The organism is Streptomyces maremycinicus, assembly GCF_001184025.1.
Lineage (GTDB): Bacteria > Actinomycetota > Actinomycetes > Streptomycetales > Streptomycetaceae > Streptomyces > Streptomyces maremycinicus.
The window spans coordinates 52,896-78,302 of sequence record NZ_BBYG01000016.1 but is presented as its reverse complement, the minus strand read 5'-3'; the positions used below and the strand labels follow the sequence as shown (position 1 = coordinate 78,302).

Here is a 25,407-nt window from a genome sequence, read left to right as displayed (position 1 = left end):
GCCCGTCGTGCGGGAGGGGAACAGCACGGTGCGAGGCGTACGTGGAAGGCGGTTCGGGCGGCGGTCCGGGCGGCGCAGGGTCATGGTCGGTGCCGCCTCGGTGGTGGTGGCCCTGGGCACCGCGGCCGGGGTGCTGACCGCACTGGGCGACGGGGACGAAGACGACGGCGCGCGCCGCACCGACCGGGCCCGCCCCGAGGTGAGCGCGACGCTCGTGTCCCCCTCGACCGCGCGTTCGCCGTCCCCGTCGGGGTCCCCGTCGGCCTCCGCCCCGACCGTGCGGCCGGCTCCCTCGCCCGCCCGTACCGCGCGGCGGCCACGGGCGGCCGCCGCGACCACGAGCCTCTACCGCCACCCCGAGTCCCAGGTCCTCGACTGGGTCCGGGCCCACCCGGCGGATCCGCGCACCGCCATCATCGAGTCCCGGATCGCGAGCAGGCCGGCGGCCGTCTGGTTCACCGAGTACGCCCCCGACACCATCACCTCACGGGTCCGCTCGGTCACCGCGGGCGCCTCCGCCCAGGGCCGGGTACCCGTGCTGGTGGCGTACGCGATCCCGGACCGCGACTGCGGCGGTGCCTCCGAGGGCGGAGCGCCCGACCTCGACGCCTACGCGGGCTGGATCGACGCCTTCGCCGCCGGGCTCGGCTCCGGCGAGGTCGTGATCGTCCTGGAGCCCGACTCGATCGCCCAGACCGACTGCCTCGACGAGGCCGGCCGGGCGGACCGGCTCGCCGCGCTGGCCCGCGCGGGACGCGTGCTGAAGGCGGCGAACCCGAAGGCCCGGGTCTACTACGACGCCGGACACTCCGCCTGGAACTCCCCGGCCGAGCAGGCGGCGTTGCTGCGACAGGCCGGCGCCGCCTCGGCCGCGTCCTCCGACGGGATCTTCAGCAACGTCTCCAACTTCCACCGCACGGCCGACGAGGCCGCCTACGACCGCCGGGTCCTGGACGCCCTCGGCGGCCCGCCCGGTCTGGGCGCCGTCATCGACACCAGCCGCAACGGCAACGGCGCGCCCACCGGCGGCGAGTGGTGCGACCCGGACGGGCGGAGCATCGGACAGGCCCCCACCTTCCGGACCGGTCAGTCCCGGATCGACGCCTACCTGTGGGTGAAGCTGCCGGGGGAGTCGGACGGCTGCAAGGGGGCGGCCGGCGAGTTCAGTCCGTCGTACGCCTACGAACTGGCCTCGTCGTAGCTGCTGGTGCCCTCGTCCAGCAGGGGTTCCCGGGACTTGAGGTGGGCCGGCGCGAAGGCGCGCAGCGCGTGGTAGCCGGTGATGACCACGACCGTGCCGAGCGCGATACCGCTGAGCGAGAAGGTGTCGGTGAACTCCAGCGTGACGTTGCCGACGCCGATGATGATGCCCGCCGCGGCCGGCACCAGGTTCAGCGGGTTGCGCAGGTCGACCCCGGCGTTGATCCAGATCTGCGCGCCGAGCAGGCCGATCATGCCGTAGAGGATGACGGTGATGCCGCCGAGCACCCCGCCGGGGATCGCGGCGACGACCGCGCCGAACTTGGGGCACAGGCCGAACAGGAGGGCGAAACCGGCGGCCGCCCAGTAGGCGGCGGTCGAGTAGACCCGGGTCGCGGCCATCACGCCGATGTTCTCGGAGTACGTCGTGTTGGGCGGGCCGCCCACCGCCGTGGACAGCATCGAGCCGACGCCGTCGGCGGAGATCGCCGTACCGAGCCGGTCGTCCAGGTTGTCGCCGGTCATCTCGCCGACCGCCTTGACGTGTCCCGCGTTCTCCGCGACCAGGGCGATGACGACGGGAAGCGCCACCAGGACCGCCGACCACTCGAAGGACGGGCCGTGGAAGGACGGCAGCCCGATCCAGTCGGCGTGACCGACCCCGGACAGGTCGAGCCGCCAGTGGTCGGTGACCTTGCCGCTCGCGTCGGCGGAGTGGATGCGGCCGAAGATCCGGTCGAACGCCCAGGAGACGCCGTACCCGAAGACGAGGCCGAGGAAGATCGCGATGCGGGACCAGAATCCGCGCAGGCAGACCACCGCCATTCCGGTGAACGCCATGACCAGCAGGGCCGTCCACTGGTCCTGCGGCCAGTAGGTGGTGGCGGTGACCGGGGCGAGGTTGAAGCCGATGAGCATCACCACCGCGCCCGTCACGATCGGCGGCATCGCGGCGTGGATGATCCGTGCCCCGAACCGCTGCACGGCGAGTCCGACGACGAACAGCGCGGCCCCGACGACGAACACCGCGCCGGTGACCGTGGCGCTCGTCCCGCCCTGCGCCCGGATGACCGCGGCGACGCCGACGAAGGACAGCGAGCACCCGAGGTAGCTGGGCACCCGGCCGCGGGTCGCGAGCAGGAAGATCACGGTCGCGACGCCGGACATCATGATGGCGAGGTTGGGGTCGAGGCCCATGAGGACGGGCGCGACGAAGGAGGCCCCGAACATCGCCACCACGTGCTGGGCGCCGAGCCCCACCGTGCGGGGCCAGGAGAGCCGTTCGTCGGGGCGCACCACCGCGCCGGGCGCCGGGGTGTGTCCGTCGCCGTGCAGTTTCCAGCGGACGCCAAGATCCATGGTGCGGGTTCGCTTTCCTGGGGGTTGCGGATGTCCGGATCATTCTCCCGTGGATCCGGAGGGTGAGCGACCGCTTAGCCACCCCGTACGATGAGCGTGATTTCCGCGTACCCGCACGTCACGCACGTCCCGCACCCGCACAGGAGTCCCCGCAGTGACCGCCGAAGCCCCGAGCGCCCCCGCCGTGTCGTACGGCCTGCTCATGCCCGTCACCGTCCACTTCGACGACCTGGACGCACTGGGGATGCTGCACAACGCCCGCTACCCCCTGATCGTCGAGCGGGCCTGGACGGAGTACTGGCAGGACAACGGGGTCCGCTTCGAGGGCGACTGGGCGAGCGCCGGGGACGCGTGCAACGTCGTCAAGGAACTGCTGATCGGCTACGAGGCCCCGGTCACCCGCACCGGTGCCTACGCCGTCCACCTCTGGCTGGACCGGCTCGGCACCACGGGGCTGACCTACGGCTTCCGGTTCTGCTCTGCGGACGGCGTCACGACGTACGCGCGGGGCACCCGCGTCCTGGTGCGTCTCGACGCGGCCACCCTGCGCCCCACGCCGTGGAGCGACGCCTTCAGGGCCGGGGGTCGGGCACTGCTGCGGCCTGAGCGCTGACCTTCACACCGGTCCGCTCGCCGCCGCGCAGCACACCCGCGAACAGCACGAGCCCGCACGCCAGGACCGTCACCACGCCGAACGACACCACCAGGCTGGTCGCCTGCGCCACCCCGCCGAGCAGGCTGGGGGCGATCAGGCCGGAGGTGTAGGTGATCGTCGCGACACCCGCGATGGCCTGGCTCGGGTTCGGCCCGCTGTGGCCGGCCGCCGCGAAGCAGAGCGGCACGACGACCGCGATGCCCAGGCCCATCAGCCCGAACCCGGCCATCGCCACCGCCGGGTGGCCCGCGAGGACGATCAGCAGCCCGCCCAGCGCGGCGAGCACACCCCCCGCCCGGACGGTGAGCACCGCGCCGAACCGGTTCACCACCACGTCGCCCACGATCCGGGCCACCGCCATCGTGAACATGAAGCCGGTCGTGCAGGCCGCGGCGGCCCCGGCCGACGAGTCGAGCTGGTCGCGCAGGTACACCGCCGACCAGTCCAGGCTGGCGCCCTCCGCGAACACCGCGCAGAAGCCGACCGCCCCGATCAGCAACGCCGAGCGGGGCGGCAGCGCGAACCGCGGCGGCGGCTCCTCGTCCTCGTGCGGCCGCAGGTCCAGCACCCAACGGCAGGCGAGCAGGCCGAGCAGGGTGAGGACGGCCGCCGCCAGCACATGGTGGACGCGCGCGTCCGCGCCGAGGTGGGCGGCGAGCGTGCCGCCCGCCGAACCGATCAGGGCGCCCGCGCTCCACATGCCGTGCAGCCCCGACATGATCGACTTGTCGAGCAGCCGCTCCACCTCGACGCCCAGGGCGTTCATCGCGACGTCGGACATGCCCGCGCTCGCGCCGTACGTGAACATCGCCAGGCAGAGCGTCAGCAGGTTCGGGGCGAGGGCGGGCAGCGTCAGCGACAGCGTCCACAGCGCGAGCAGTCCGCGCAGGGCGGAGCGGCTGCCGAAGCGATGGGTGATCGAGCCGGCCAGCGGCATCGCGCAGGCCGCGCCGAACGCCGTGAAGGCGAGCGCGAACCCGAGCTGGCCGGTGGACACGTCGGCGTGGTCCTGGATCCACGGCACCCGGGTGGCGAACGACCCGGTGACCGCGCCGTGCACGGCGAACACGGCCGCCACGGCGTACCGGGCGCGCCGGACCTCCGACGGTGTGTGGATCACTTCGTCCACTCGGCTCATTCTCCCGTCCCTTCCGGATCCGCGCCGCGGCGTCGCGATGCCGTCGTAAACTATCAGGAACCCTGCCTGATAAATAGAGGCCCACGGTCGGCGCCGCCGGTCGGCCCCCTCGGCCATGGGAGGATTCCCGCCATGCCCGCATCCCCGAGCACCGCCCGGGCCATCAACGACCGGCTCGCCCTCCGCCTGCTCCAGCACGAAGGCCCGCTGACAGCGGGGCAGTTGAAGCAGCTCACCGGACTGTCCCGCCCGTCGGTCGCCGACCTCGTCGAACGCCTCACCGCCTCCGGTCTGATCGAGGTGGTCGGAGAGGCCGGCGAGCAGCGCCGCGGCCCCAACGCCAAGCTCTACGGCATCGTCGCCGACCGCGCCCGTCTGGCCGCCCTCGACGTACGCACGGAGGGCGTCGCGGTCCTCGTCTCGGACCTGGTCGGCCGGGTGCTCGCCGAGGCGTCCGTGCCGATCGGCGGCGACACCGGCACCGGTACGGCCGTGGAACAGGCGGTCTCGCTGGTCGAGCGGGCGGTGAAGGACGCCGAGGCCACGGTGCGGGCGGTGAAGGATGCCGAGGCCACGGTGCGGGCGGTGAAGGATGCCGAGGCCACGGTGCGGGCGGTGAAGGATGCCGAGGCCACGGTGCAGCCCGCGGACGAGGGCCTCCGGCCGTGGGGACGGCTGCACACCCTCGGCATCGGCGCACCCGGGCTGATCGACCCCGCCAGCGGCGAACTGCGCGACTCCAGCGGCCTGCCCGAGTGGCATCGCCGACTGGTGGCCGCGCTGCACGAGCGCTTCCCGCACGCCCACGCGCACGTCGAGAACGAGACCAACCTCGCGGCCCTCGCCGAACAGCGCGAGGGCGCCGCCCGGGACCGCGACACCTTCGTCCTGCTGTGGCTGGGGCACGGCACCGGCGCGGCCGTCGTCCTGGACGGCGCGCTGCGCCGCGGCGCCTCCGGCGGCACCGGTGAGATCGGCTTCCTGCCGGTTCCCGGCACCGACGGACTGCCCTCGGCGACCGACTGCGAGGGCGGCTTCCACTCACTGGCCGGCTCGGCGGCGATCGCGGCGCTGGCGGGGGAGTACGGGCTGACGGCGGACGCGCGCGCCGCCGAGCCGGTGGCCGCGGCGCTGGTGCGGGCGGCGGTGAAGACGCCGGACACCGGCGCCGCCGCCGGCTTCCTCGACGCCCTGGCCGACCGCCTCGCCCTCGGCGCGGCCTCCGTCGTCGCCGTCCTCGACCCCGGCTGTGTGGTCCTCGGCGGAGAGGTCGGTCAGGCCGGCGGGGAGGTGCTCGCGAGCCGGGTGGCGCGGCGGCTCCGGCGGATGGCACCGCTGCCCACGGAGGTACGCGCCGGTGTCCTGGGCGGCGGCGCGGTGCTGCGCGGTGCCCTGCTCACGGCCCGCGACGCCGCCCAGGAGGAACTCTTCGCGACAGCACACAAACCCGAGGCCCACCAGCCCGTACCGGCACCCTGACGGGGCGCCGCCTTGCCGGGTATCCGCGCTCTGAAGAAGGCGCGCCGCCTTGCCGGGTATCCGCGTCCTGACGAGGGACCGCGCCTCGCCGGGTGCTCGCTGACGCCTGTCGGTGGTTCGACGCGTGTCCGCCGCCCGTCGCAAGTTCGCTGCCCAGCGGCTGAAGTGCGGTCCAGCGGCGGATGTGCGGCCCGAGGTGCACGGCATCGCGGCGGATGCGCGGCCCCAGATGCACGCCATCACGGGGGATGCGTGGCCTAGTGGCGGATGCGGGTCGCCAGGTAGTCCTCGAAGGTGCCCTTGCCGACCGCGCGGTCCGGCGCCAGGTGGCCGCCCTCGCGGAAGCCCCGGTAGGCCGCGCCCCACAGCGGTACGTTCACCACCGCGCACCGCCGTCCGCTCGCCTTCAGGAACGCGCGCGCCAGCGACTCGAAGGTGCGGACCTCGGGCCCGGCCATGTCGTCGACCCGTCCGGCCGGCCCGCCCGCGGCCAGCTCCGCGAGCCGGTCGGCGACCTCCGCCACCTCCACCGGCTGGTCGCTCACCCCGGCCGGCAGCACCATCAGCGGTACCTTGGTCAGCCCCTGGAACAGCTGGACCAGGAGATCGTGGAACTGGGTCGCGCGCAGCACCGTCCAGCCCAGGCCCGACTGCTCCAGCCGGTGCTCCACGGCGAGCTTGGCCTTGTAGTAGCCGAACGGCACCCGGTCGACGCCGACGATCGAGATGTAGAGCAGGTGGCCCACGCCGGCCTGCCGCGCCGCGGCGATGAGGTTCGCCGCCGCCTGCTCGTCGTCCCCGCGCGGAGTGGTCGCGCAGTGCACGATGGTGTCCACGCCCGCGACGGCCGCGTCCAGCGCCGGCCCGCCCTCGCGCAGATCGACCGCGTACGGCTGGGCGTGCCGGCTCAGTACCCGCACCTCGTGCCCGTCAGCCCGCAGCCGTTCGGTGACGAGCCGGCCGAGGGTTCCCGTACCGCCGGTCACGAGGATCGTGGTCATACCGTTCAGCCCCTTCGGACACCGGGCGCTCCCGGCCGGAGCGCCCTCCGTCGGTCAAGCTTGTCCGGCCCGGCCCCGGCTCGCACGTCCCGCAGCTCACGGCGGGGGGCCGGTGCGCCCGAACGTGCGGCGGGCGGCCGGAGCGAAGAGACCCGGCGGCGGGCAAGGGCCGTCGTCACCGCCGCCGGGCCGCACGCCGCCGACCCTAGAAAGGACTAGACCAGTACGTCAATAGGTATGGACCAATCACGGGCCGGGCGGGGCTGACCTCGAACCGGGCGGGGCGCAACCCGAAGTGACGGCCTGTGAGCCACCCCACATCCTTCACCTGTATGGACGTGTACTCGGCGTGGCACACTGGCCCTGTAAACCAAAGCAGCGCACTCCGGGGTCGGTGAAAGTCCGAACCGGCGGTTACAGTCCGCGACCCGGTCGCTTCCAGCGACCGGTTGACCAGGTGAAATTCCTGGACCGACGGTTAAAGTCCGGATGGGAGGCAGTGCGCGGCGGGCGGGCATTCGTGCGCGCCGCCGTATACGTACTCGTCCGCGGACGGGTCTGTCCGGCGTCGCCCCCGGTGTCGTTGCCCGTACCTGCTGTCGTCATCGACAGGCCCCGGAGTCCGTGCCCCATGAGGCAGGAGGACCCGGGAAGTGTTCACCGGAATCGTCGAAGAGCTGGGTGAGGTCACCGCCGTCGAGAATCTCGGCGACGCCTCCCGCTTCCGGCTGCGCGGCCCCGTCGTGACCGACGGCGCGAAGCACGGCGACTCCATCGCCGTGAACGGGGTCTGTCTCACCGTCGTCGAACACGAGGGTGACGAGTTCACCGCCGACGTCATGGCGGAGACCCTGAACCGCTCCAGCCTCGGAGCGCTCGGCGTGGGCTCCCGCGTCAACCTCGAACGCCCCACCGCCGTCGGCGACCGCCTCGGCGGGCACATCGTGCAGGGCCATGTCGACGGCACCGGCGCGGTGTTGGAGCGCAAGCCCTCCGAGCACTGGGAGATCGTCAAGATCTCCCTCCCCGCCGACCTCGCCCGCTACGTCGTGGAGAAGGGCTCCATCACCGTCGACGGCATCAGCCTCACGGTCGTCGAGGCCGGTCCCGACTTCTTCACCGTCAGCCTCATCCCCACCACCCTCGAACTGACCACGCTCGGCCGCAAGCAGCCCGGCGACCCGGTCAACCTCGAGGTGGACATCGTCGCCAAGTACGTCGAGCGCCTGCTGGCCACCACCCGGGGAGACGCACGGTGAACTCGCTGAACTCCGAAGCCTTCACCCTCCTCGACCAGCACATCCTCTGGTCGGACATGATCGGCAACATCCTCGGCCTGATCACCCTCGCCCTCGGCTGGCGCCGCTCGCTGTGGACCTGGCCGGTGCAGTTCCTCTCCGGGCTGGTCCTCTTCGGCGCCTTCTTCGGTCACCTGACCGGCAGCGCCGGCAAGCAGGTCGTCGTCATGGTCGTCGCCCTCTACGGCTGGTGGCAGTGGAACCGCAGCAGGGGGCGGTCCGACGACGGCCAGATCACCCCGCGCTTCGCCAGCTGGCCCGAGCGCGCGGCCATGGTCGGCGCCGCCGCCGTCGGCACGGTCGCCGTCGCCCTGCTCTTCAAGGCCAACCCGTCCCTGTCCTGGGACCCCTGGCCGGACGCCTACATCTTCGTCGGCACCATCGTCGCCATGTACGCCCAGGCGCGCGGCATGGTCGAGTTCTGGTTCGCCTGGCTCCTCGTCGACGTCGTCGGAGTCCCCCTGAACTTCGCCAACGGCTACGCCTTCTCCGGCTTCGTCTACGTCATCTACGGCGCGCTCGTCCTGTGGGGCATGCGCGACTGGTGGCTGCGCTCCCGCAAGGCATCGCGACCCGCTCTGGAAGGAGCGCCGGCATGAGTACCGCACCGATCCTCTACAGCACGGACGGCATCGAGGACTTGGCGCTGGACCCCGTCGAGCGGGCCATCGCCGACATCGCCGCGGGCCGCCCCGTGGTGGTCGTCGACGACGAGGACCGCGAGAACGAGGGCGACCTCGTCATCGCCGCGGAGAAGGCCACCCCCGAGATCGTCGCCTTCATGATGAGCGAGTGCCGCGGCCTGATCTGCGCCCCCATGGAGGGCGACGAACTGGAGCGCCTGAAGCTCCCGCAGATGGTCGAGGACAACACCGAGTCGATGAAGACCGCCTTCACGGTCTCCGTCGACGCCTCCGCCGCCCACGGCGTGACCACCGGCATCTCCGCCGCCGACCGCGCCACCACCCTGCGGCTCCTGGCGAGCGGCACCACCGAGGCCACGGACTTCGTCCGGCCGGGCCACATCTTCCCGCTCCGCGCCAAGCCCGGCGGTGTGCTCACCCGCGACGGCCACACCGAGGCGGCCGTCGACCTCGCCCGGCTCGCGGGACTGCGCCCGGCCGGCGCGATCGTCGAGATCGCCGGTGAGGACGGGCGGATGCTCCGCCTGCCCGAACTGATCCCGTTCGCCCGCAAGCACGGCCTGACGATCATCTCCATCGAGGACCTGATCGCCTACCGCCGCAGCGCCGAGCCCACCGTCCGCCGCGAGGCGCAGACCCGGCTGCCCACCGTCCACGGCAGCTTCACCGCGTACGGCTACCGCTCCACCGTCGACGGGGTCGAGCACGTCGCCCTGGTCCACGGCGACCTCGGCGACGGCCAGGACGTCCTGGTCCGGATGCACTCCGAGTGCCTCACCGGCGACATCTTCGCCTCCCAGCGCTGTGACTGCGGCCCGCAGCTCGACGCCTCCCTGGAGCGCATCCAGAGCGAGGGCCGGGGCGTGGTGGTCTACCTGCGCGGGCACGAGGGCCGGGGCATCGGCCTGCTGTCCAAGCTGCGGGCCTACGAGCTCCAGGAGCAGGGACACGACACCCTCGACGCCAACCTGGAGCTGGGCCTGCCCGCCGACGCCCGGGACTACGCGGCGGGCGCGCAGATCCTCGAGGACCTCGGCGTGCGCAGTGTGCGCCTGATGACGAACAACCCCGAGAAGACCGACGCGCTCGTCCGGCACGGCATCGAGGTCACCCGGCGCGAGCCGATGCCCGTCCAGGCGGGCGAGCACAACATCCGCTACCTGCGCACCAAGCGGGACCGGATGGGACACGACCTGCCCTGGCTGGACACGGCCCCCGTGTCCCCCTGCGGCAACCAGTAACGCAAGTCGGCAAGGCACGAGAGGCAAGAGGAGATACGTGAGCGGCAAGGGCGCACCGGAACTGTCCGTACGCAATGTGGGTGACCTGCGGGTCGCCGTCATCGCGGCACAGTGGCACGAGAAGGTGATGGACGGACTGGTCGACGGCGCGCTGCGCGCCCTGCACGACCTGGGCATCGACGAGCCGACCCTGCTGAGGGTCCCCGGCAGCTGGGAGCTCCCGGTCGTCGCCAAGGTGCTGGCGGGGCGGGGCTACGACGCGATCGTCGCCCTCGGCGTCGTCATCCGCGGCGGCACCCCGCACTTCGAGTACGTGTGCCAGGGCGTCGTCCAGGGACTCACCCAGGTCTCCGTCGAGACCGGTGTCCCCGTCGGCATGGGCGTCCTCACCTGCGACACCGAGGAGCAGGCCCTGGACCGGGCCGGCCTCGAGGGCTCCAACGAGGACAAGGGGCACGAGGCGGTGACGGCGGCGGTGGCGACCGCGGCCACCCTGCGCTCAGTATCCGAACCCTGGCGGTAGGCAGGCCGGCACAACGGCTAGGGTGGGATCACCATGTCCAAGAAGACGTTCGAGGAGCTCTTCACCGAGCTCCAGCAGAAGGCCGCCAACGGCGACCCCGCCACTTCCCGCACCGCAGAACTGGTCGGGAAGGGTGTCCATGCCATCGGCAAGAAGGTCGTCGAAGAGGCCGCAGAGGTCTGGATGGCGGCCGAGTACGAAGGCAAGGAGGCAGCCGCCGAGGAGATCTCGCAGCTGCTCTACCACGTACAGGTGATGATGGTCGCCCGCGGAATCTCGCTGGACGACGTGTACGCCCACCTGTAAACACCTTTCACACGCCACCGCACCTTTCCCCCCCGATCGTCACGTTCCACGCGAAGGAAGCCGACCTCATGCTGCGCATCGCCGTCCCCAACAAGGGTTCCCTGTCAGGCCCCGCGGGGGAGATGCTGCATGAGGCCGGCTACCAGCAGCGCCGCGAGTCCAAGGAACTGCGGATCGTCGACCCGGTCAACGACGTCGAGTTCTTCTACCTCCGCCCCCGGGACATCGCGATCTACGTCTCCTCCGGGCGCCTCGACATCGGCATCACCGGCCGCGACCTGCTGATCGACTCCGGTGCCAACGCCGAGGAGATCCTCCCGCTCGGTTTCGCCCGTTCCACCTTCCGCTTCGCCGGAAAGCCGGGCACAGCCGACACCATCGAGGACCTCCAGGGCCGTACGGTCGCCACCTCCTACGAGGGCATCGTCGCCAAGCACCTGGCCGAGCGGGGCGTCGACGCCTCCGTGGTCCACCTCGACGGTGCCGTCGAGACCGCGATCGAACTGGGCGTCGCCGAGGTCATCGCCGACGTCGTCGAGACGGGTACCTCCCTGCGCAACGCGGGACTCGAGGTGTTCGGCGAGCCGATCATGAAGTCCGAGGCCATCGTGATCCGCCGCACCGGCGCGGACGTCGAGGAGCCCAAGGTGCAGCAGTTCCTGCGCCGCCTCCAGGGCGTCCTCGTCGCCCGGACGTACGTGATGATGGACTACGACTGCCGCGTCGAGCAGCTCGAGAAGGCCGTCGCGCTGACCCCGGGTCTGGAGTCGCCGACCGTCTCCCCGCTGCACAACGAGGGCTGGGTCGCCGTCCGCGCCATGGTCCCGGCCAAGGAGGCCCAGCGCATCATGGACGACCTCTACGACATCGGCGCCCGCGCCATCCTGACCACCGCCATCCACGCCTGCCGCCTCTGACCTCAGCCGGGAACATGTCCGACCTGCCGACCCTCCCCGTCACGTTCCGGCCGGGGCGCACCCGTGTGGTGCTGCTCACGGCCGGAGTGGTGATCCTCCTCGTCATCTCCACCGTCGCGATGCTGCTGGAGCAGCTCGGCCCGGGGGAGCGGCTCAGTTTCATCCTCACCGGCGCCCTCATCTTCTGGGTGCTGGCCCAGCTCGCCCGGGTGCGGGTCGTCGCCGACGACCTCGGTGTCACCGTCGTGAACATCGCCAGTCGGCGGCGCCTGGACTGGGCCGAGATCGTCCAGGTGAACCTCCGTCCGGGCGATCCCTGGGTCTTCCTCAACCTCAGCGACGGCACCAGCCTGCCCGCCCTCGGCATCCAGCCGGGCATCGACAAGCAGCAGGCCATCGCCGACGCGCGCACCCTGCGCACCCTCGCGGAAGCCCGGTCGGTCCGGGGCCCCGAGGCGTCCACAGAGCAAGATCAGGGCTGACTCGGGGCCGTCCACCCTGCCGCTCGGGCCCTTGTCTTGATTAATCTGGTGACGGAGGCGTTCCCCTTGCGTCTCCACCCCTGTGGCTCCCAGCCGGGTGCACAGGGGTTCCTGCTACCCGAGGAGTGACTCCCTCCGGCGATGGACGGTTCGTCCTGTAGTACCTGCGCCGCCCCTGTCCGACATATGTCGGAGGCGGCGGCAACATGACCATCCCCCTGCTGCTCCTGGCAGCCGCGTTCCTGCTCATCCTCGCCAACGGCTTCTTCGTGGCCGCGGAGTTCGGCCTCATCACGGTCGAGCGACCGGACGCCGAGAAGGCCGCCGCCGAGGGCGACAGACGAGCCCGCACGGTCGTCGAGTCGCTGAAGGAACTGTCCTTCCAGCTCTCCGGCACCCAGCTCGGCATCACCATCACCTCCCTCGTCGTCGGCATGCTCGCCGAACCGGCGCTGGCCGAGCTGCTGCACGGCCCGTTCACCGCGATCGGCGTCCCCGCCGGTGCCGTCCCCGGCGTCGCCGTGGTCGTCGGCATGCTGCTGGCCTCCGCCGTGCAGATGGTGATCGGCGAGCTCGTGCCCAAGAACTGGGCGGTGTCCAGGCCCCTCCAGGTCGCGCGCTTCGTCGCGGGCCCGCAGGCCGGCTTCTCCCGCCTCTTCCGGCCGGTGATCGCGGCGCTCAACACCTGCGCCAACCGGCTGGTGCGCGCCCTGGGCATCGAACCCACCGCGGAGCTCGCCTCCGCGCGGACCCCCGGTGAACTCGTCTCACTGGCCCGTCACTCGGCCCAGGCCGGGGCGCTCGAACAGGACACGGCCGACCTCTTCGTCCGTACCCTGTCGCTGGCCGAGCTCACCGCCCAGCACGTCATGACACCGCGGGTGAAGGTGAGCGCCCTCCAGTCGTCGGCCACCGCCGAGGACGTGGTCAACCTGACCCGCGCCACCGGCCTGTCCCGGTTCCCCGTCTACCGCGAGAGGATCGACGAGATCGTCGGCATGGTCCACCTCAAGGACGCCCTGGCGGTCCCGGTCCACGACCGGCTGCGTACCCCGCTCGGCCGTATCTCCCGCCCCGCGCTGCTGGTCCCGGAAACCCTCCCGGTCAAGCCGCTGCTGGCCAGGCTGCGCAGCGAGCAGCCCATCGCCGTCGTCGTCGACGAGTACGGCGGCACGGCCGGTGTGGTCACCCTGGAGGACATCGTCGAGGAGATCGTCGGCGAGGTCCGCGACGAGCACGACGGCCATGACACGCCCGAACTCGCCGCCGCGCCGCCGGAGGAGGGCAGGCCCGCCTGGGACGTGGACGGCAGCTGCCGTGTGGACACCCTCCAGCGCATAGGCCTGGCGGTCCCCGAGGGCCCGTACGAGACGGTCGCCGGCCTGGTCGCCGATCTGCTCGGCCGGATCCCGGCCGTCGGCGACCGGGCCGAACTGCCCGGCTGGCGGGTCTCCGTGCGCCGGGTCGGCCACTACCGCGCCGAGCGGGTCCGCCTGGTGCGGACCGGCCAGGTCGTGGAGGTCACCCGATGAGCGCCTTCCAGCTTCTCTTCGCCGCGCTGCTCGTGCTCGCCAACGGATTCTTCGTCGGCGCCGAGTTCGCGCTCGTCTCCGTCCGCCGCAGCCAGATCGAGCCACTGGGCACCGCACGGGCCCGGCAGGTCCTCTACGGTCTGGAACGCCTGCCCCAGATGATGGCGGCCGCCCAGTTCGGCATCACCGTCTGCTCCCTCACCCTGGGCGCGGTCGCCGAACCGACGGTCGCCCACCTGCTGGAGCCGGTGCTGGAGGCGGTCCACCTCCCGCACGGCATGATCCACCCGCTGGGTTATGTGGTGGCCCTCGCGGCCGTGGTCTTCTTCCACCTCGTCATCGGCGAGATGGTCCCGAAGAACCTCGCCATGGCGGCCCCCGAGAAGGCCGCGCTGTGGCTCAGCCCCGGCCTGGTCGCCTTCGCCCGGGTCTGCCGGCCGATCACGGTGGCCCTCGGCGCCTGCGCCCGGGGCATCCTGCGGCTCTTCCACGTGGAGCCCAGGGACGAGGTCGAGGCCGTCGTCACCAGCGAACAGCTCAACCGCCTCCTGGAGGACTCCGGCCAGGCCGGCCTTCTCGACCCCGAGGAGCAGGAACGGCTGGAGGACGCGCTGGAGCTGGGCTCCCGCCCGGTGACGGACGTGTTGCTGAAGCGCGAGTCCCTGGTGACGGTCAGCCCGTCGGTCACCCCCGGCGAGATCGTCGAGCTGACCGCCCGTACCGGCTACTCCCGCTTCCCGGTGGCCGCGGGGAAGGGCGCCTTCATGGGCTATCTGCACGTGAAGGACGTCCTCGACCTGGAGGACTCCGAGCGGGCGGTGCCGCAGCAGGTCTGGCGGCCGATGACGACGCTCCGCTCCGAACTGCCGCTGGACGACGCGCTGACGGTGATGCGCCGGGCGGCGACCCACCTGGCGCAGGTGGCCGACGCGTCCGGCCGGGTCCTCGGCCTGGTCGCCCTGGAGGATGTGCTGGAGCTGCTGGTGGGCGAGGTCACCGACCCCGCGCACCGGGAGGTCCCCGGGATCCGGCTGACGGAGCCGAGGGGGAGTTCCCCCAAGGTGTCGGCCCCGCTCGAGCAGGGCGGTCCCCCGTCCCCGGAGGAAGCGCTGGCGAGCTGACCGCGGAGCCGCGGGATCCGTCACACCGCCGGATCCTGCGGCCCCCGCCCCGACAGCACCTCCCCGTACGCCTGCATCAGATCCGGCAGCCGCAGGGTCGCCAGGTCGTCCCGGGTCAGCCCGCCCGGACAGGTCGACAGTCGCAGATCCCGGTAGGCGCAGCTCTTCTCGTACAGGGTCCGCAGGAACCGCCCGTTGCCCAGTTCGTCGATCCACCCCTGGTCCACGACGTGCCCCGCGATGGACCGCAGCTCGTCCAGGGCCTCCTCGTCCCATCCGTCACCGTTCTCCGCGGCCAGCACCTCGCCGATGGAGGTGAGCTCCAGGGGCCGGTAGGACGGGAAGTCGACCCGGGTCGTGAAGCGGGAGGACAGCCCCGGGTTGGCGGCCAGCAGACGGTCCATGCCCTCCGGATAGCCGGCCAGGATCACCACCAGGTGGTCGCGGTTGTCCTCGGCCCGCTTCAGCAGCACCTGAAGCGCCTCGTCGCCGTACGCGTCGCCCTTGCCGTAACCGGAGTTCGACAGCGAGTACGCCTCGTCGACGAAGAGCACACCGCCGAGGGCGGAGTCGATCAGCTCGTTGGCCTTCACAGCCGTCTGGCCGAGGTACTCGCCGACCAGGTCGGCCCGCTGGGCCTCCACGAGATGGTCGCCGCCCAGCAGACCGAGGGCGTAGAAGACCCGGCCGAGGATACGGGCCACCGTGGTCTTGCCGGTGCCGGAAGGACCGGAGAAGACGAAGTGCCGCTTCGGCGGCTGGACCGGAAGGCCCTGGCCGGTCCGCAGCCGCGCCATGTTGAGCTGCGCGGACAAGGCTTTGACCTGGCGTTTCACCGGTTCGAGGCCGACCATGCGTTCCAGCTCGGCGAGCGCCTCCTCGAGTAACGCGGGATCGGTGGGCCCGGCAGGCAGCGACGACGAGGAGATGACGCTCTTCTCCCGCACCGCCGGGTCGGTCACCGACGGCACCGGCACGACGGGCGGCAGGTCGGAGGGCTCGGTGAGCCGCAGATCGCGGCCCTCGGTGCCGAACAGCGGGTCGAAGCCCTCCGGGCCGTCCACCATGTCCTGCCCTACCCCGGTGAGGGTGATCGCGGCGAAGTCCGCGGGATCGTCGTATCCGTCGCCCTCGGCGATCGCGGCGAGCCGGGCCGAGGTGTCCATGAAGGCGGCGTCGACGCGGTGCACCGCCCGGTACAGGGGGAGAGCGGCCGCCGAACGGCCCGTCCCCTCGTGCGCCCGGGCCAGCCAGTAGCGCAGCTCCTTGCGCTGCGGCTGCTCACTGCGGCAGCGCATCAGCGCCGAGGACAGCAGCGGCTCGGCCTGTCCGTACATCTCCAGCCGGACCCGTGCCATCCCGCCGAACAGGCCCGCCTCGATGCCGAGCAGGGGGTCGTCGAGCAGCGGGTCGGTGTGCCGGACCAGCTGCTCCCAGTCCTTGACCAGATAGGCGCGGCAGGCGTGCAGGAAGCGGACCTGGTGATCGGTGTCGACGGGGGGCAGCCCGGCGAGCGCCCGGTCCAGCTCGGGCACATGGCGCCCGTCCAGCCAGTGCGAGGCGTGCGCCAGCAGCAGGTCGCGCGGACTCTCCAGCACCGGTTGCACCCACCAGCCCAGCCAGTACCAGGAGTTGAGGGTGCGGCGGTGCCGGGTCCGCTGCTCGCCGAAGCGCTCGCGGTGCCGGAACATCCTGAGCAGCGCGGTCGTCGTGTCGACGCGCAGCGCGTGCAGTCCGAGCCAGCCGTCGGCCATCCCGGGATCGATCCGCACCGCGGTGCGGAACTCGTCCTCCGCCTGCGGATAGGCGCCCATCGTGTAGGCGTCCACGCCTCGCAGCCAGGCCAGGTCGGCCGGGGCGTCGGGGCCCTGCGTGCCGAAGTCCATCACGTCCCCCACAAACCGTGCCCCCGTCGGTGTGCCGCCGGGCTTGGCCCTTCGGCTGCCTTGGTCGAACCGCTGTGCCGCGGACCGGAGTTGCAAGGTGCGCGAGGCAGTCGCCCAGGTCGCACCGAGGGCATCGTACCTGCGTGGGAGGCGCTCGCCGTAGGGTGCCGCACAGGCCGTTCGGCGAGGTGGGAGCGGACGGGGCGCATCCCGCGCGGTGACCCTGGGTGAGCGGATCGAGCCGTGGCGCGTCCGGATTCGGGGCGGTGGGCGGGATGAGGACAGAACGAAGCCCCCGATCACGGGGGAACAACCGGGGGCTTCGCGTCCGAGGGCGGCTGCGATAGCCGCACATTCAGAACGTAAGTCCTGTACGGGCTGTCGGTCAAGCACAGTTGAGGCAGTCGGCGAAGTTGGCGCGGAGGGCCCTTCACACCTTCACCACATCGCGGGTGGTCCGTCACGTTGGGTGACATCCTGGTGCGGTCCAAGGTCTCCCGCGGGCCCCGGCAGCACCTCGTATCCCTGGCTCAACTGCCGTACCAACAGGGCGGCATGGGGGCGCGAAGGATCGTCTGCGAAGTGACGGATCTCGGCCGCGACCCACCCGTCCCAGAACTCCCGCTGTTCCTCCCCGTCCCGGGACCGACCGCGTGCCCAGGCCTCCTCGGACGGCAGGTCCATCCACAGCAGACACGCCAGGAACGGCCGCAGGGCGCGGCGCCCGGCGCCGACCCCCTCGACCAGGACGACCGGGGCCGCGGGCAGCGGCCGCGGCGGGCCGAACCGGCGGGCGCGCCAGTCGTAGGGGGCGTAGTGCGCGGTCTCGCCGCGTTCGAACGGCTCGATCACCTGGGTCAGCAGCCGCCCGGTCCAGCCGAACAGCTCCTCGTGGCTGGCGATGTCGTCGAGCCGCAGCACCGGCGCCCCGTCCAGCGCCGCGGCCAGCTTTCCGGCCAGCGTGGACTTCCCCGAGCCGGCGTGCCCGTCGACACCGATCAGCCGTACCGGCCCACAGGACGGCGGCAGACGGCGTAGGAGGGAGGCGAGCTGGCGGATGGCGAGTCCTATGGGGGGAGTGGGGGAGGAAGGGGGGCTGGGAGCGTGGCCGATGGGGGCGAGGAGGGGGACGTCGTACGGCGCGAAATTCTACGGCGGCTCGCCCTGCCAGTGGCCCAGACCAATATTGGTGGCGTGGCACGGCCGGAAGTGCTGGAAGGCGGGCCCCGCTCCGTCCATAGTTGGCGCACAGCCGCGCAGACACCCTGGGGGTCTTCCGCTCATGAGCAGAGCCGAACAGCCGTCCCGCAGAACGGTCCTCGCCGCCGCGGTCGCCGCCGCCGTGGCAGGGGGCTCGGCCCCGGCCGCCGCGGCCGCCGAAGCGGCGGACACCGCGGCCGCCGGGTCGGCCCCCGCCCGGACCGTCGACCACCGCTCCTGGACCACGTACGCCGACTGGCGCGCGGGCACCGCCAAGGGCACCCGCGCCGTGGCGGGCCCGCGCCCGGGCGTCGCCGTCGCCGCCCCGCTCGGCACCGTCGACTACACCGACCCGCACACCGAGGTCACGGCCACCTGGGAGTACGCGACCTGGACGTCCCCGGTGCAGAAGCTCGCCGTCCCCTCGACGGAGGTGATCGCCTCCTGGAACGCGGGCACCCCGGCCGGCACCTGGCTCCAGGTCGAGCTGAAGGGCACGTACTCCGACGGCACGGACACCCCCTGGTACGTGATGGGTCGCTGGGCCTCCGGCGACCAGGACATCAAGCGCACCTCGGTCGACGACCAGAGCGACGGCAGGAGCACCGTCTGGACCGACACCTTCGCGATCGACGACGCCTCGACCGGCCTGCGCCTCGCCTCCTGCCGGCTCCGCCTCACGCTGTACCGCCGCCCCGGCACCCGGCTCACCCCGACCGTGTGGCGGCTGGGGGTGATGGGCTCCGACGTCCCGGACCGGTTCACCGTCCCGGCCTCCGTGCCCGGCCTCGCGCAGGAGCTGACCGTCCCGCGGTACTCGCAGGAGATCCACCGGGGCCAGTACCCCGAGTACGACAGCGGGGGCGAGGCCTGGTGCAGTCCCACCTCCTCGCAGATGATCATCGAGTACTGGGGCGGGCGGCTCACCGCCGAGCAGCTGGCGTGGGTCGATCCGTCCTACGCCGACCCGCAGGTCTGCCACGCCGCCAGGTACACCTACGACCACCAGTACGGAGGCTGCGGCAACTGGCCGTTCAACGCCGCCTACGCCGCCACCTTCGAGGATCTCCAGGGCGTGGTCACCCGGCTCCGCTCGCTCACCGATCTGGAGACGCTGATCGCCGCGGGAATCCCGGCCATAACGTCCCAGTCGTTCCTCGAGAAGGAGCTCACGGGCGCGGGATACGGCACCTCCGGGCACCTGATGACCGTGATCGGCTTCACGGCCGAGGGCGATGTGATCGCCAACGACCCGTTCTCGGCGGACGACGCGGCGGTGCGGCGCGTGTACCGGCGGCGCGAGTTCGAGAACATCTGGCTCAGGACCAAGCGGTACAACGCGAGCGGCAAGGTCGCGTCCGGCACCGGAGGCGTCTGCTACCTCTACTTCCCGGCGCGCCCCACGGCCCACCAGTGCAAGGCCCTCACGGCGGTGGGCGTCCCCGTGTGAGCAAGGTCTCCGCCGCAAAAGCCGCGACGGGTGGCAAGGTGGACGGATCGGTGGGGGAGCCGGTGGGGGGAGTCACCCGTACGTCGACCTCAGCGAGACACCATGACCGCACAGACAGCCACCGCCACCGCCCGTCGCACCCGCACGGGCGGGCCCGAGACCGACGGCCCGAAGGTCGTCGAGCACGTCATGGGCTGGGTCCTCGTCGCGGTCATCGCGATGCTGGTCACCCAGCTCGGCCTGCTCTGACGGGCGTGTCCTGACGCACGGTTGACCTGACATACTGCGGATGTCCCGCCGACCGCCCGAGACCAGGGTCGAAATTGAATATCAGTGAACAGCGCGAAGTTGCCCGTCCCCGGGCGCGCGGCACCGAGCGCTCACTGGCGCGCCGCGCCGAACTCATCTCCATCGGGCGGAAGTTGTTCGCCGACACGTCCTACGACGCGCTCTCGATGGACGACATCGCCCGGCAGGCGCATGTCGCCAAGGGGCTGATCTACTACTACTTCCAGTCCAAGCGCGGCTATTACCTGGCGATCATCCAGGACTCCGTCGCCGACCTGGTCACCTTCGCGGCGAGCGGTCACGACCTGCCCCAGGTGGACCGGGTGCACCGTACCGTCGACAGCTATCTGCGCTACGCCGAGCACAACCAGGCCGCGTACCGCACGATCGTCAGCGGCGGCGTCGGCTTCGACGCCGAGGTGCACGCCATCCGGGACGGCGTGCGCGCGGCGATCGTGGCGACCATCGCCGAGGGCGCGTACGGCAGGAGCGACATCCCGGCCCTGCCCCGCATGGGCCTGCTCGCCTGGGTGTGCAGCGTCGAGGGCGCCACCCTGGAGTGGATCGCCCGCCCCGGGCTCTCCCGCGAGGTCATGGGCGATCTGCTGGTGAAGACCCTGGGCGGCTGTCTGCGCGCCATCGAGGAACTCGACCCCGCCTTCGCGGCTCCGGAACCGGCCCGCCGCGAGGACTGACGCCCGGGCGAACGCGCGGCGGACGCACCGGGGGCGGAGGCTCGTGGTCCTCCGCCCCGGATGCCCCATGGACCGGGCTGGTCGGCGCCGGGGTCGGTCGGAGCCGGGCCGCTCGGCGCCGGGCTAGTGGGAGCCGGGCCGTTCGGGGCCGGGCCGAGTGATCGCGTGGATCAGCTCGCCGTCGGCCGTGTCCCCGCTCAGCTCCCAGAAGAACGTCCCGCCCAGCCCCTGCCTGGACTTGTACTTCATCTTCGTCGCGATGGTCGAGGGGGTGTCGTAACTCCACCAGTCGTTCCCGCACTTGGCGTAGGCGGTGCCGCCCACGGTGCCGGTCGGCGGGCACTTGACCTTGAGGACCTTGTAGTCCTCGTTCCCGGCCTCGTACGTGCCCGCCGCGGGCCCGGTGGCCGTGCCGCCCGGCTTCGCCTGGGTGACGCCGGTCCAGCCGCGTCCGTAGAAGCCGATGCCGAGCAGCAGCTTCCGGGACGGGATGCCCAGGCTCTTGAGCTTCGCGATCGTGGCGGACGTGTCGTAGCCCTGCTGCGGGATGCCCGGGTACGAGGTCAGCGGGGAGTGCGGTGCCGTCGGACCGGTGGCCGCCCAGGTGCCGAAGTAGTCGTACGTCATCGGGTTGTACCAGTCCACGTACCTCGCGGCGCCCCCGTAGTCGGCCGCGTCGATCCTGCCGCCGGAGGTCGCGTCCGCGGTGATCGCCGCCGTGACCAGCTCGCGCTTGCCGAACTTCGCGCGCAGCGCCTTCATGACGTCCCGGAAGGCCTCGCGACCGCTGGTGTCGCAGGTGAGCCCGCAGGCGTTCGGGTACTCCCAGTCGATGTCGATGCCGTCGAAGACGTCCGCCCACCGGGAGTTCTCGACCAGGTCGTGGCAGGAACGGGCGAAGGCTGCCGGGTCCTTGGCCGCCTCGCCGAAGCCGCCCGACCAACTCCAGCCGCCGAACGACCAGATGACCTTGAGGCCCGGGTGCAGCTTCTTCAGCTTGCGCAGCTGGTTGAAGTTGCCGTTGAGCGACTGGTCCGCCGTGTCGGCGACACCGTCCACCGACTCCTGGGCGGAGAAGGGACGGTCGGTGTCGGCCCAGGAGTCGCCGAGAGCGCACTTGCCGTCGGTGACGTTGCCGAAGGCGTAGTTGATGTGGGTGAGCCGGTCCGCCGAGCCGGACGTCTCGATGTTCTTGACGTAGTACTGGCGGTCGTAGATGCCCCAGTCGGTGAAGTAGCCCACGACCTTGGAGCGGGTGGCGTGGGAGTCGGCGGGGCGGGGTTCGCCGGCGGTCGCGGTGCCGGCGCCGGCGAGCAGGGCGGCGCCGAGCGCGGCGCAACAGGCGGCGGACAGCAGCGTCCGGAACCGGGCGCGGGGGCGGGACGGGACGGGCATCGGGTGTCTCCTCGCAGGGCCGGGAGGGGATCGCACGCCGATTGGCATGAACGCGGGAAAGCGTCGGAGAAACGGTAGGAGGACTAGACCACTTCGGTCAATGGTTCGTACCAATCGGCCGACGGCCCGTCCCCGCGTCCCGTCGGCCGTCCGCCCGTGCGGGGGCGGTGTCCCGCGGGCATACTCACAGCGCGGAGCCGCTGGTCGGTCCGGGAGGAGGAAGCCGCCATGCCCGAGCGTGCGCCGTCCCCGGTGGACCGTTCCCTGCCCACGCCCGAGGCCCGGGAACTCGTGACGCTGGTGCGGGACATCGCCCGGCGCGAGATCGTTCCGGCCGCTGCCGAGGAGGAGGAAGCCGGACGCTTCCCGCGCGAACTGTTCACCCTGTTGTCCGCGTCGGGGTTGCTCGGTCTGCCGTACGACTCCGCGTACGGCGGCGGTGACCAGCCCTACGAGGTGTACCTCCAGGTCCTCGAGGAGCTGGCCTCGGCCCGCCTCACGGTGGGCCTGGGGGTCAGCGTCCACACGCTGGCCTCGTACGCGCTCGCCGAACACGGCACGGACGCGCAGCGCGCCGCGCACCTGCCCGCCATGCTCGGCGGCGGGCAGCTCGGCGCGTACTGCCTCTCCGAGCCGTCCTCCGGCTCCGACGCGGCCTCGCTGCGGACCAGGGCGGTACGGGAGGGCGACGGCGACTGGGTGATCACCGGTACCAAGGCCTGGATCACCCACGCGGGCCTCGCCGACTTCTACACCGTCCTGGCCCGTACCGGCGGCGCGGGCGCCTCGGGGATCACCGCGTTCCTGGTGCCCGGTGACGCGGCGGGGCTGAGTGTCGCCGCTCCCGAGCGCAAGATGGGGCTGAAGGGCTCACCCACGGCCCAGGTGCACCTCGACGGGGTACGGATCCCCGACGCCCGGCGTGTCGGCGACGAGGGCCGGGGCTTCGCGATCGCCCTGGCCGCGCTGGAGTCGGGGCGGCTCGGCATCGCGGCCTGCGCGGTCGGGCTCGCGCAGGCCGCGCTCGACGAGGCCGTCGCCTGGGCGAGCCGGCGACGGCAGTTCGGGCGGCCGATCGCCGACTTCCAGGGGCTGCGCTTCCTGCTCGCCGACATGGCGACCCGGATCGAGGCCGGCCGGGCCCTGTGTCTGGCGGCCGCGCGGCGCCGGGACGAGGGACGGCCGTTCGCCCCGCAGGCGGCCATGGCCAAACTCCACTGCACCGACGCGGCCATGCGGGTCACCACCGACGCCGTCCAGGTCCTCGGAGGGTACGGCTACTCCGCCGACTTCCCCGTCGAGCGCTACCTGCGCGAGGCCAAGGCGCTTCAGATCGTCGAGGGCACGAACCAGATCCAGCGGATGGTCATCGCCCGTCACCTGCTGGGTCCGGAAACCCGCTGAACTGCCCGGGCCGCACCTGCGGGGCCGCCAGCCGTACCCACTCGGGATCGTGGCGCCCCGGCAGGGTGCGGCCCCGGTCGGCCCAGGTGCGCAGCAGATCGCGGTAGATGGGCGGGTCCTGCGGGGGCGGCGGAGCCAGCGGAACCGATTCTCCCCGAACATGTTCCGGACGCACGGGGACGAAGAGCTGGCGGTGACGCCCGGGCGCGACTGACTGGGTGGGGGTCATACCAGGGCAACGCGAAGCCGCCGGACAGGTCACCGGCAGGCACGGTCGAGCGTGAGTTCGGTGAGTGCCCCCCGGCGCGGGTGCGCACTGTGGCCGGCTGGTGGCCCTCCGTCCGGTCGGCGGACCCTTGTCCGGTCGGCGTACCCCTGTCCGGCCCGAGAACTTGCGTCCGGTCGGGGGACCCGCGTCGGGCCGGTAGGCCTGCGTCCGGCCGGGGCCTGCGTCCGGTCGGGGGACCCGCGTCGGGCCCGGTAGACCTGCGTCCGGCCGGGGGCCCGCGTCCGCGGGGCATGCCCCTGGCGCGGGTGCGGCCCGTGCCCGGCCGGGGGGGGCACCGTCGGGTCGGTGAACCCGTTTTCGGCTGGTGGTCCTGCCTGCGTCCGGTCGGTGGGCCCGCGTCCGCGGGGCGTGCCCCTGGCGCGGGTGCGGCCTGTGCCGGGCCGGGGGCCTGCGTCCGGCTGGCCGACCCGTGTCCGGCAGGTAGGCCCGCGTCCGGCAGGTTACGCAGGCTCGATCAGCGGCAGGGCCTGGCGAGGCGTCATATCCGGTGCCGCGCACGCACGTTGCCGCGCTTCGAGGGCAGGTCCCACGGGCGCCGGACGCGCGGCTTCGTCCGCGACCGGCCCCTCCCCGCGGCTCCGGACGTGCTGATCCCGCACCACGGCGACCTGCCGGCCATGGTGCGGGGCAGCTACGGGAACCGAGCCGGTGGGGCGGCCGCGGAAGCGGCGCTCAGGCGGCCAGGCGGCGCATCGTCGGCACGCGCATCGGGCGTGAGCCCGGGCCGCCGACGTGCGAGAAGGGCTGCGTGCGCCAGTCCAGCCCCTGAGGGAGCGTCAACAGCAGCGCGGTGTCCTGCTCCTGGAGCTCCACGGACTCGTCCGCGGGCCGGGCCTCGGAGGCCCCCCGTCCCGTCCCGGCGCAGACCGTGAGCCCGAAGGGGTTCCACGGCGAGGCGCACAGCGCGTGCTCCGGCAGGACCTCCTCGTCCGCCAGCAGCGCGATGGGCTGCGCGCAGTCCGGGCAGATCACCCGGTACATCTCGAAGGTGTCGTACGCGTCGAAGTGCTCGGCGTCGTCGCCGTCGAAGCCGTCGGCGTCGAAGGGTTCGACGCCCTCCGGCTCGGGCTCGACGACGGACTGGAGCCGCTTGGGCGCGGTGCGACCAGGGCGCTTAAGACTCTGCATGGGATTCTCCCCCTCGGGCTGGGCCGTGAAGGCACTGCGGCCTCGACCACAGCAAGCACTTCCCGCCCCGTCTCGGCGGTAATCACGAGGACATCACGAAGAGTTGACGAGTGCTGTGGCATTCGTCACATGCCGCTTGCAGGTGCCTCGTACGTCGGTCGAGTCCCCGCACATCCCGTGCCCGGCCGCCACCCGCTCCCGGCCACATCACAAACCGGCTATGACCTGGGCTGCATAGGTATACGCGGAGATCACACGCACGGTAAGTTCTTGCGTCATGGAGGAGCTGGACCGGCAAATCGTGCAGCTGCTCGTCAAGGACGGGCGGATGAGTTACACCGACCTGGGCAAGGCCACGGGCCTGTCCACCTCGGCCGTGCACCAACGCGTGCGCCGGCTGGAACAGCGCGGTGTCATCCGCGGATACGCGGCCGTCGTCGACTCCGATGCCGTCGGGCTGCCCCTCACCGCCTTCATCTCGGTGAAACCGTTCGACCCCAGCGCCCCCGACGACATCGCCGAACGGCTGGCCGGTGTACCGGAGATCGAGGCCTGCCACAGCGTGGCCGGTGACGAGAACTACATCCTCAAGGTGCGCGTGGCCACCCCGCTCGAACTGGAGGAGCTGCTCGGGCGGCTCCGCGCGCTCGCCGGAGTGTCGACGCGCACGACGGTCGTGCTCTCCACCCCGTACGAGGCCCGCCCGCCCCGGATCTGAAGCGATCCGCACCGCCCGCCCCGGATCTGAACCGATCCGCACCGGAGCGGGACCCGAC

Annotated in this window: 24 protein-coding genes and 1 riboswitch; of the genes, 17 read left to right on the top strand and 7 right to left on the bottom strand. The window is 72.1% G+C overall.

Annotated features, from left to right (window positions below):
- The first annotated feature begins 82 nt into the window (after positions 1 to 82).
- Entirely contained in the window at positions 83 to 1,201 is a 1,119-nt protein-coding gene (locus tag AOQ37_RS23605) for a glycoside hydrolase family 6 protein (RefSeq protein ID WP_062646648.1), read from the top strand.
- On the opposite strand, the gene AOQ37_RS23600 is transcribed toward AOQ37_RS23605, so the two are convergent.
- Positions 1,180 to 2,559, bottom strand: coding sequence for a uracil-xanthine permease family protein (locus AOQ37_RS23600; protein ID WP_062646647.1), 1,380 nt, complete (start codon positions 2,557 to 2,559; stop codon positions 1,180 to 1,182). The two genes, AOQ37_RS23605 and AOQ37_RS23600, sit on opposite strands and share 22 nt — an antisense overlap.
- 154 nt (positions 2,560 to 2,713) lie before the next feature.
- Between AOQ37_RS23600 and AOQ37_RS23595 the strand changes: the two genes are divergently transcribed.
- On the top strand, positions 2,714 to 3,172 hold the full coding sequence (locus AOQ37_RS23595) for an acyl-CoA thioesterase (protein ID WP_062646646.1): 459 nt from the start codon (positions 2,714 to 2,716) through the stop codon (positions 3,170 to 3,172).
- Here the strand turns inward: AOQ37_RS23595 and AOQ37_RS23590 are convergent.
- Positions 3,132 to 4,352 carry an MFS transporter gene (locus AOQ37_RS23590; RefSeq protein WP_062646645.1) on the bottom strand — a complete coding sequence of 407 codons (1,221 nt, stop codon included), beginning with the start codon at positions 4,350 to 4,352 and terminating at the stop codon, positions 3,132 to 3,134. The two genes, AOQ37_RS23595 and AOQ37_RS23590, sit on opposite strands and share 41 nt — an antisense overlap.
- A 132-nt stretch (positions 4,353 to 4,484) precedes the next feature.
- Here AOQ37_RS23590 and AOQ37_RS23585 point away from each other — a divergent pair, with 132 nt between their 5' ends.
- Positions 4,485 to 5,831: an ROK family transcriptional regulator gene (locus tag AOQ37_RS23585; protein ID WP_062646644.1), complete on the top strand. Its 1,347-nt coding sequence runs from the start codon at positions 4,485 to 4,487 to the stop codon at positions 5,829 to 5,831.
- Positions 5,832 to 6,088: 257 nt separating this feature from the next.
- On the opposite strand, the gene AOQ37_RS23580 is transcribed toward AOQ37_RS23585, so the two are convergent.
- Positions 6,089 to 6,832, bottom strand: coding sequence for an SDR family oxidoreductase (locus AOQ37_RS23580; RefSeq protein WP_062646643.1), 744 nt, complete (start codon positions 6,830 to 6,832; stop codon positions 6,089 to 6,091).
- Between the two features lie 376 nt (positions 6,833 to 7,208).
- Positions 7,209 to 7,339, top strand: a riboswitch (FMN riboswitch).
- Positions 7,340 to 7,485: 146 nt separating this feature from the next.
- Here AOQ37_RS23580 and AOQ37_RS23575 point away from each other — a divergent pair.
- The 9 genes from AOQ37_RS23575 to AOQ37_RS23535 all read left to right on the top strand — a co-directional run bounded on the left by AOQ37_RS23575 (position 7,486) and on the right by AOQ37_RS23535 (position 14,896).
- Positions 7,486 to 8,091: a riboflavin synthase gene (locus AOQ37_RS23575; RefSeq protein WP_062646642.1), complete on the top strand. Its 606-nt coding sequence runs from the start codon at positions 7,486 to 7,488 to the stop codon at positions 8,089 to 8,091.
- Positions 8,088 to 8,729 carry a nicotinamide riboside transporter PnuC gene (gene pnuC / locus AOQ37_RS23570; protein ID WP_062646641.1) on the top strand — a complete coding sequence of 214 codons (642 nt, stop codon included), beginning with the start codon at positions 8,088 to 8,090 and terminating at the stop codon, positions 8,727 to 8,729. The genes AOQ37_RS23575 and pnuC overlap by 4 nt, the downstream gene beginning before the upstream one ends.
- Positions 8,726 to 10,015, top strand: a complete 1,290-nt coding sequence (locus AOQ37_RS23565; RefSeq protein ID WP_062646640.1) for a bifunctional 3,4-dihydroxy-2-butanone-4-phosphate synthase/GTP cyclohydrolase II — start codon at positions 8,726 to 8,728, stop codon at positions 10,013 to 10,015. Before pnuC ends, AOQ37_RS23565 begins: the two co-directional genes overlap by 4 nt.
- A 37-nt stretch (positions 10,016 to 10,052) precedes the next feature.
- A complete protein-coding gene (ribH, locus tag AOQ37_RS23560; RefSeq protein WP_019059681.1) occupies positions 10,053 to 10,538 on the top strand; it encodes a 6,7-dimethyl-8-ribityllumazine synthase in 486 nt (161 codons plus the stop codon).
- Between the two features lie 33 nt (positions 10,539 to 10,571).
- The gene (locus AOQ37_RS23555) at positions 10,572 to 10,844 is read left to right on the top strand and encodes a phosphoribosyl-ATP diphosphatase (protein ID WP_020128904.1); all 273 of its coding nucleotides are present in this window, start codon (positions 10,572 to 10,574) and stop codon (positions 10,842 to 10,844) included.
- 68 nt (positions 10,845 to 10,912) lie between these two features.
- On the top strand, positions 10,913 to 11,761 hold the full coding sequence (gene hisG, locus AOQ37_RS23550; RefSeq protein ID WP_062646639.1) for an ATP phosphoribosyltransferase: 849 nt from the start codon (positions 10,913 to 10,915) through the stop codon (positions 11,759 to 11,761).
- A gap of 14 nt (positions 11,762 to 11,775) precedes the next feature.
- On the top strand, positions 11,776 to 12,243 hold the full coding sequence (locus AOQ37_RS23545; protein ID WP_062646638.1) for a PH domain-containing protein: 468 nt from the start codon (positions 11,776 to 11,778) through the stop codon (positions 12,241 to 12,243).
- Positions 12,244 to 12,449: 206 nt separating this feature from the next.
- Positions 12,450 to 13,775 (top strand): hemolysin family protein, encoded by a 1,326-nt coding sequence (locus AOQ37_RS23540; protein WP_062646637.1) that lies wholly within the window; start codon positions 12,450 to 12,452, stop codon positions 13,773 to 13,775.
- Entirely contained in the window at positions 13,772 to 14,896 is a 1,125-nt protein-coding gene (locus tag AOQ37_RS23535; RefSeq protein WP_062646636.1) for a hemolysin family protein, read from the top strand. Before AOQ37_RS23540 ends, AOQ37_RS23535 begins: the two co-directional genes overlap by 4 nt.
- A gap of 20 nt (positions 14,897 to 14,916) precedes the next feature.
- On the opposite strand, the gene AOQ37_RS23530 is transcribed toward AOQ37_RS23535, so the two are convergent.
- Both AOQ37_RS23530 and AOQ37_RS23525 read right to left on the bottom strand, forming a co-directional pair.
- Positions 14,917 to 16,782: an AAA family ATPase gene (locus AOQ37_RS23530; protein ID WP_062646635.1), complete on the bottom strand. Its 1,866-nt coding sequence runs from the start codon at positions 16,780 to 16,782 to the stop codon at positions 14,917 to 14,919.
- Positions 16,783 to 17,220: 438 nt separating this feature from the next.
- Positions 17,221 to 17,853: a uridine kinase family protein gene (locus AOQ37_RS23525; protein WP_078890326.1), complete on the bottom strand. Its 633-nt coding sequence runs from the start codon at positions 17,851 to 17,853 to the stop codon at positions 17,221 to 17,223.
- 211 nt (positions 17,854 to 18,064) lie between these two features.
- On the opposite strand from AOQ37_RS23525, the gene AOQ37_RS23520 reads away from it, so the two are divergent.
- The 3 genes from AOQ37_RS23520 (at position 18,065) to AOQ37_RS23515 (ending at position 20,415) form a co-directional block, all read left to right on the top strand.
- A complete protein-coding gene (locus AOQ37_RS23520; protein WP_062646633.1) occupies positions 18,065 to 19,432 on the top strand; it encodes a C39 family peptidase in 1,368 nt (455 codons plus the stop codon).
- Between the two features lie 102 nt (positions 19,433 to 19,534).
- Positions 19,535 to 19,681, top strand: coding sequence for an SCO1431 family membrane protein (locus AOQ37_RS39990; protein WP_107085278.1), 147 nt, complete (start codon positions 19,535 to 19,537; stop codon positions 19,679 to 19,681).
- 74 nt (positions 19,682 to 19,755) lie between these two features.
- A complete protein-coding gene (locus AOQ37_RS23515; RefSeq protein ID WP_078890325.1) occupies positions 19,756 to 20,415 on the top strand; it encodes a TetR/AcrR family transcriptional regulator in 660 nt (219 codons plus the stop codon).
- A 123-nt stretch (positions 20,416 to 20,538) separates the two neighbouring features.
- Here AOQ37_RS23515 and AOQ37_RS23510 read toward each other — a convergent pair whose 3' ends face one another.
- Complete coding sequence (locus AOQ37_RS23510) at positions 20,539 to 21,810, bottom strand: glycoside hydrolase family 18 protein (RefSeq protein ID WP_062646632.1); 1,272 nt, start codon at positions 21,808 to 21,810, stop codon at positions 20,539 to 20,541.
- A gap of 228 nt (positions 21,811 to 22,038) precedes the next feature.
- Here AOQ37_RS23510 and AOQ37_RS23505 point away from each other — a divergent pair, with 228 nt between their 5' ends.
- On the top strand, positions 22,039 to 23,214 hold the full coding sequence (locus tag AOQ37_RS23505; RefSeq protein ID WP_062646631.1) for an acyl-CoA dehydrogenase family protein: 1,176 nt from the start codon (positions 22,039 to 22,041) through the stop codon (positions 23,212 to 23,214).
- A 961-nt stretch (positions 23,215 to 24,175) separates the two neighbouring features.
- On the opposite strand, the gene AOQ37_RS23500 is transcribed toward AOQ37_RS23505, so the two are convergent.
- Positions 24,176 to 24,631, bottom strand: coding sequence for a hypothetical protein (locus AOQ37_RS23500; RefSeq protein ID WP_062646630.1), 456 nt, complete (start codon positions 24,629 to 24,631; stop codon positions 24,176 to 24,178).
- A 277-nt stretch (positions 24,632 to 24,908) separates the two neighbouring features.
- On the opposite strand from AOQ37_RS23500, the gene AOQ37_RS23495 reads away from it, so the two are divergent.
- Complete coding sequence (locus AOQ37_RS23495; protein WP_062646629.1) at positions 24,909 to 25,349, top strand: Lrp/AsnC family transcriptional regulator; 441 nt, start codon at positions 24,909 to 24,911, stop codon at positions 25,347 to 25,349.
- Positions 25,350 to 25,407: the final 58 nt, after the last annotated feature.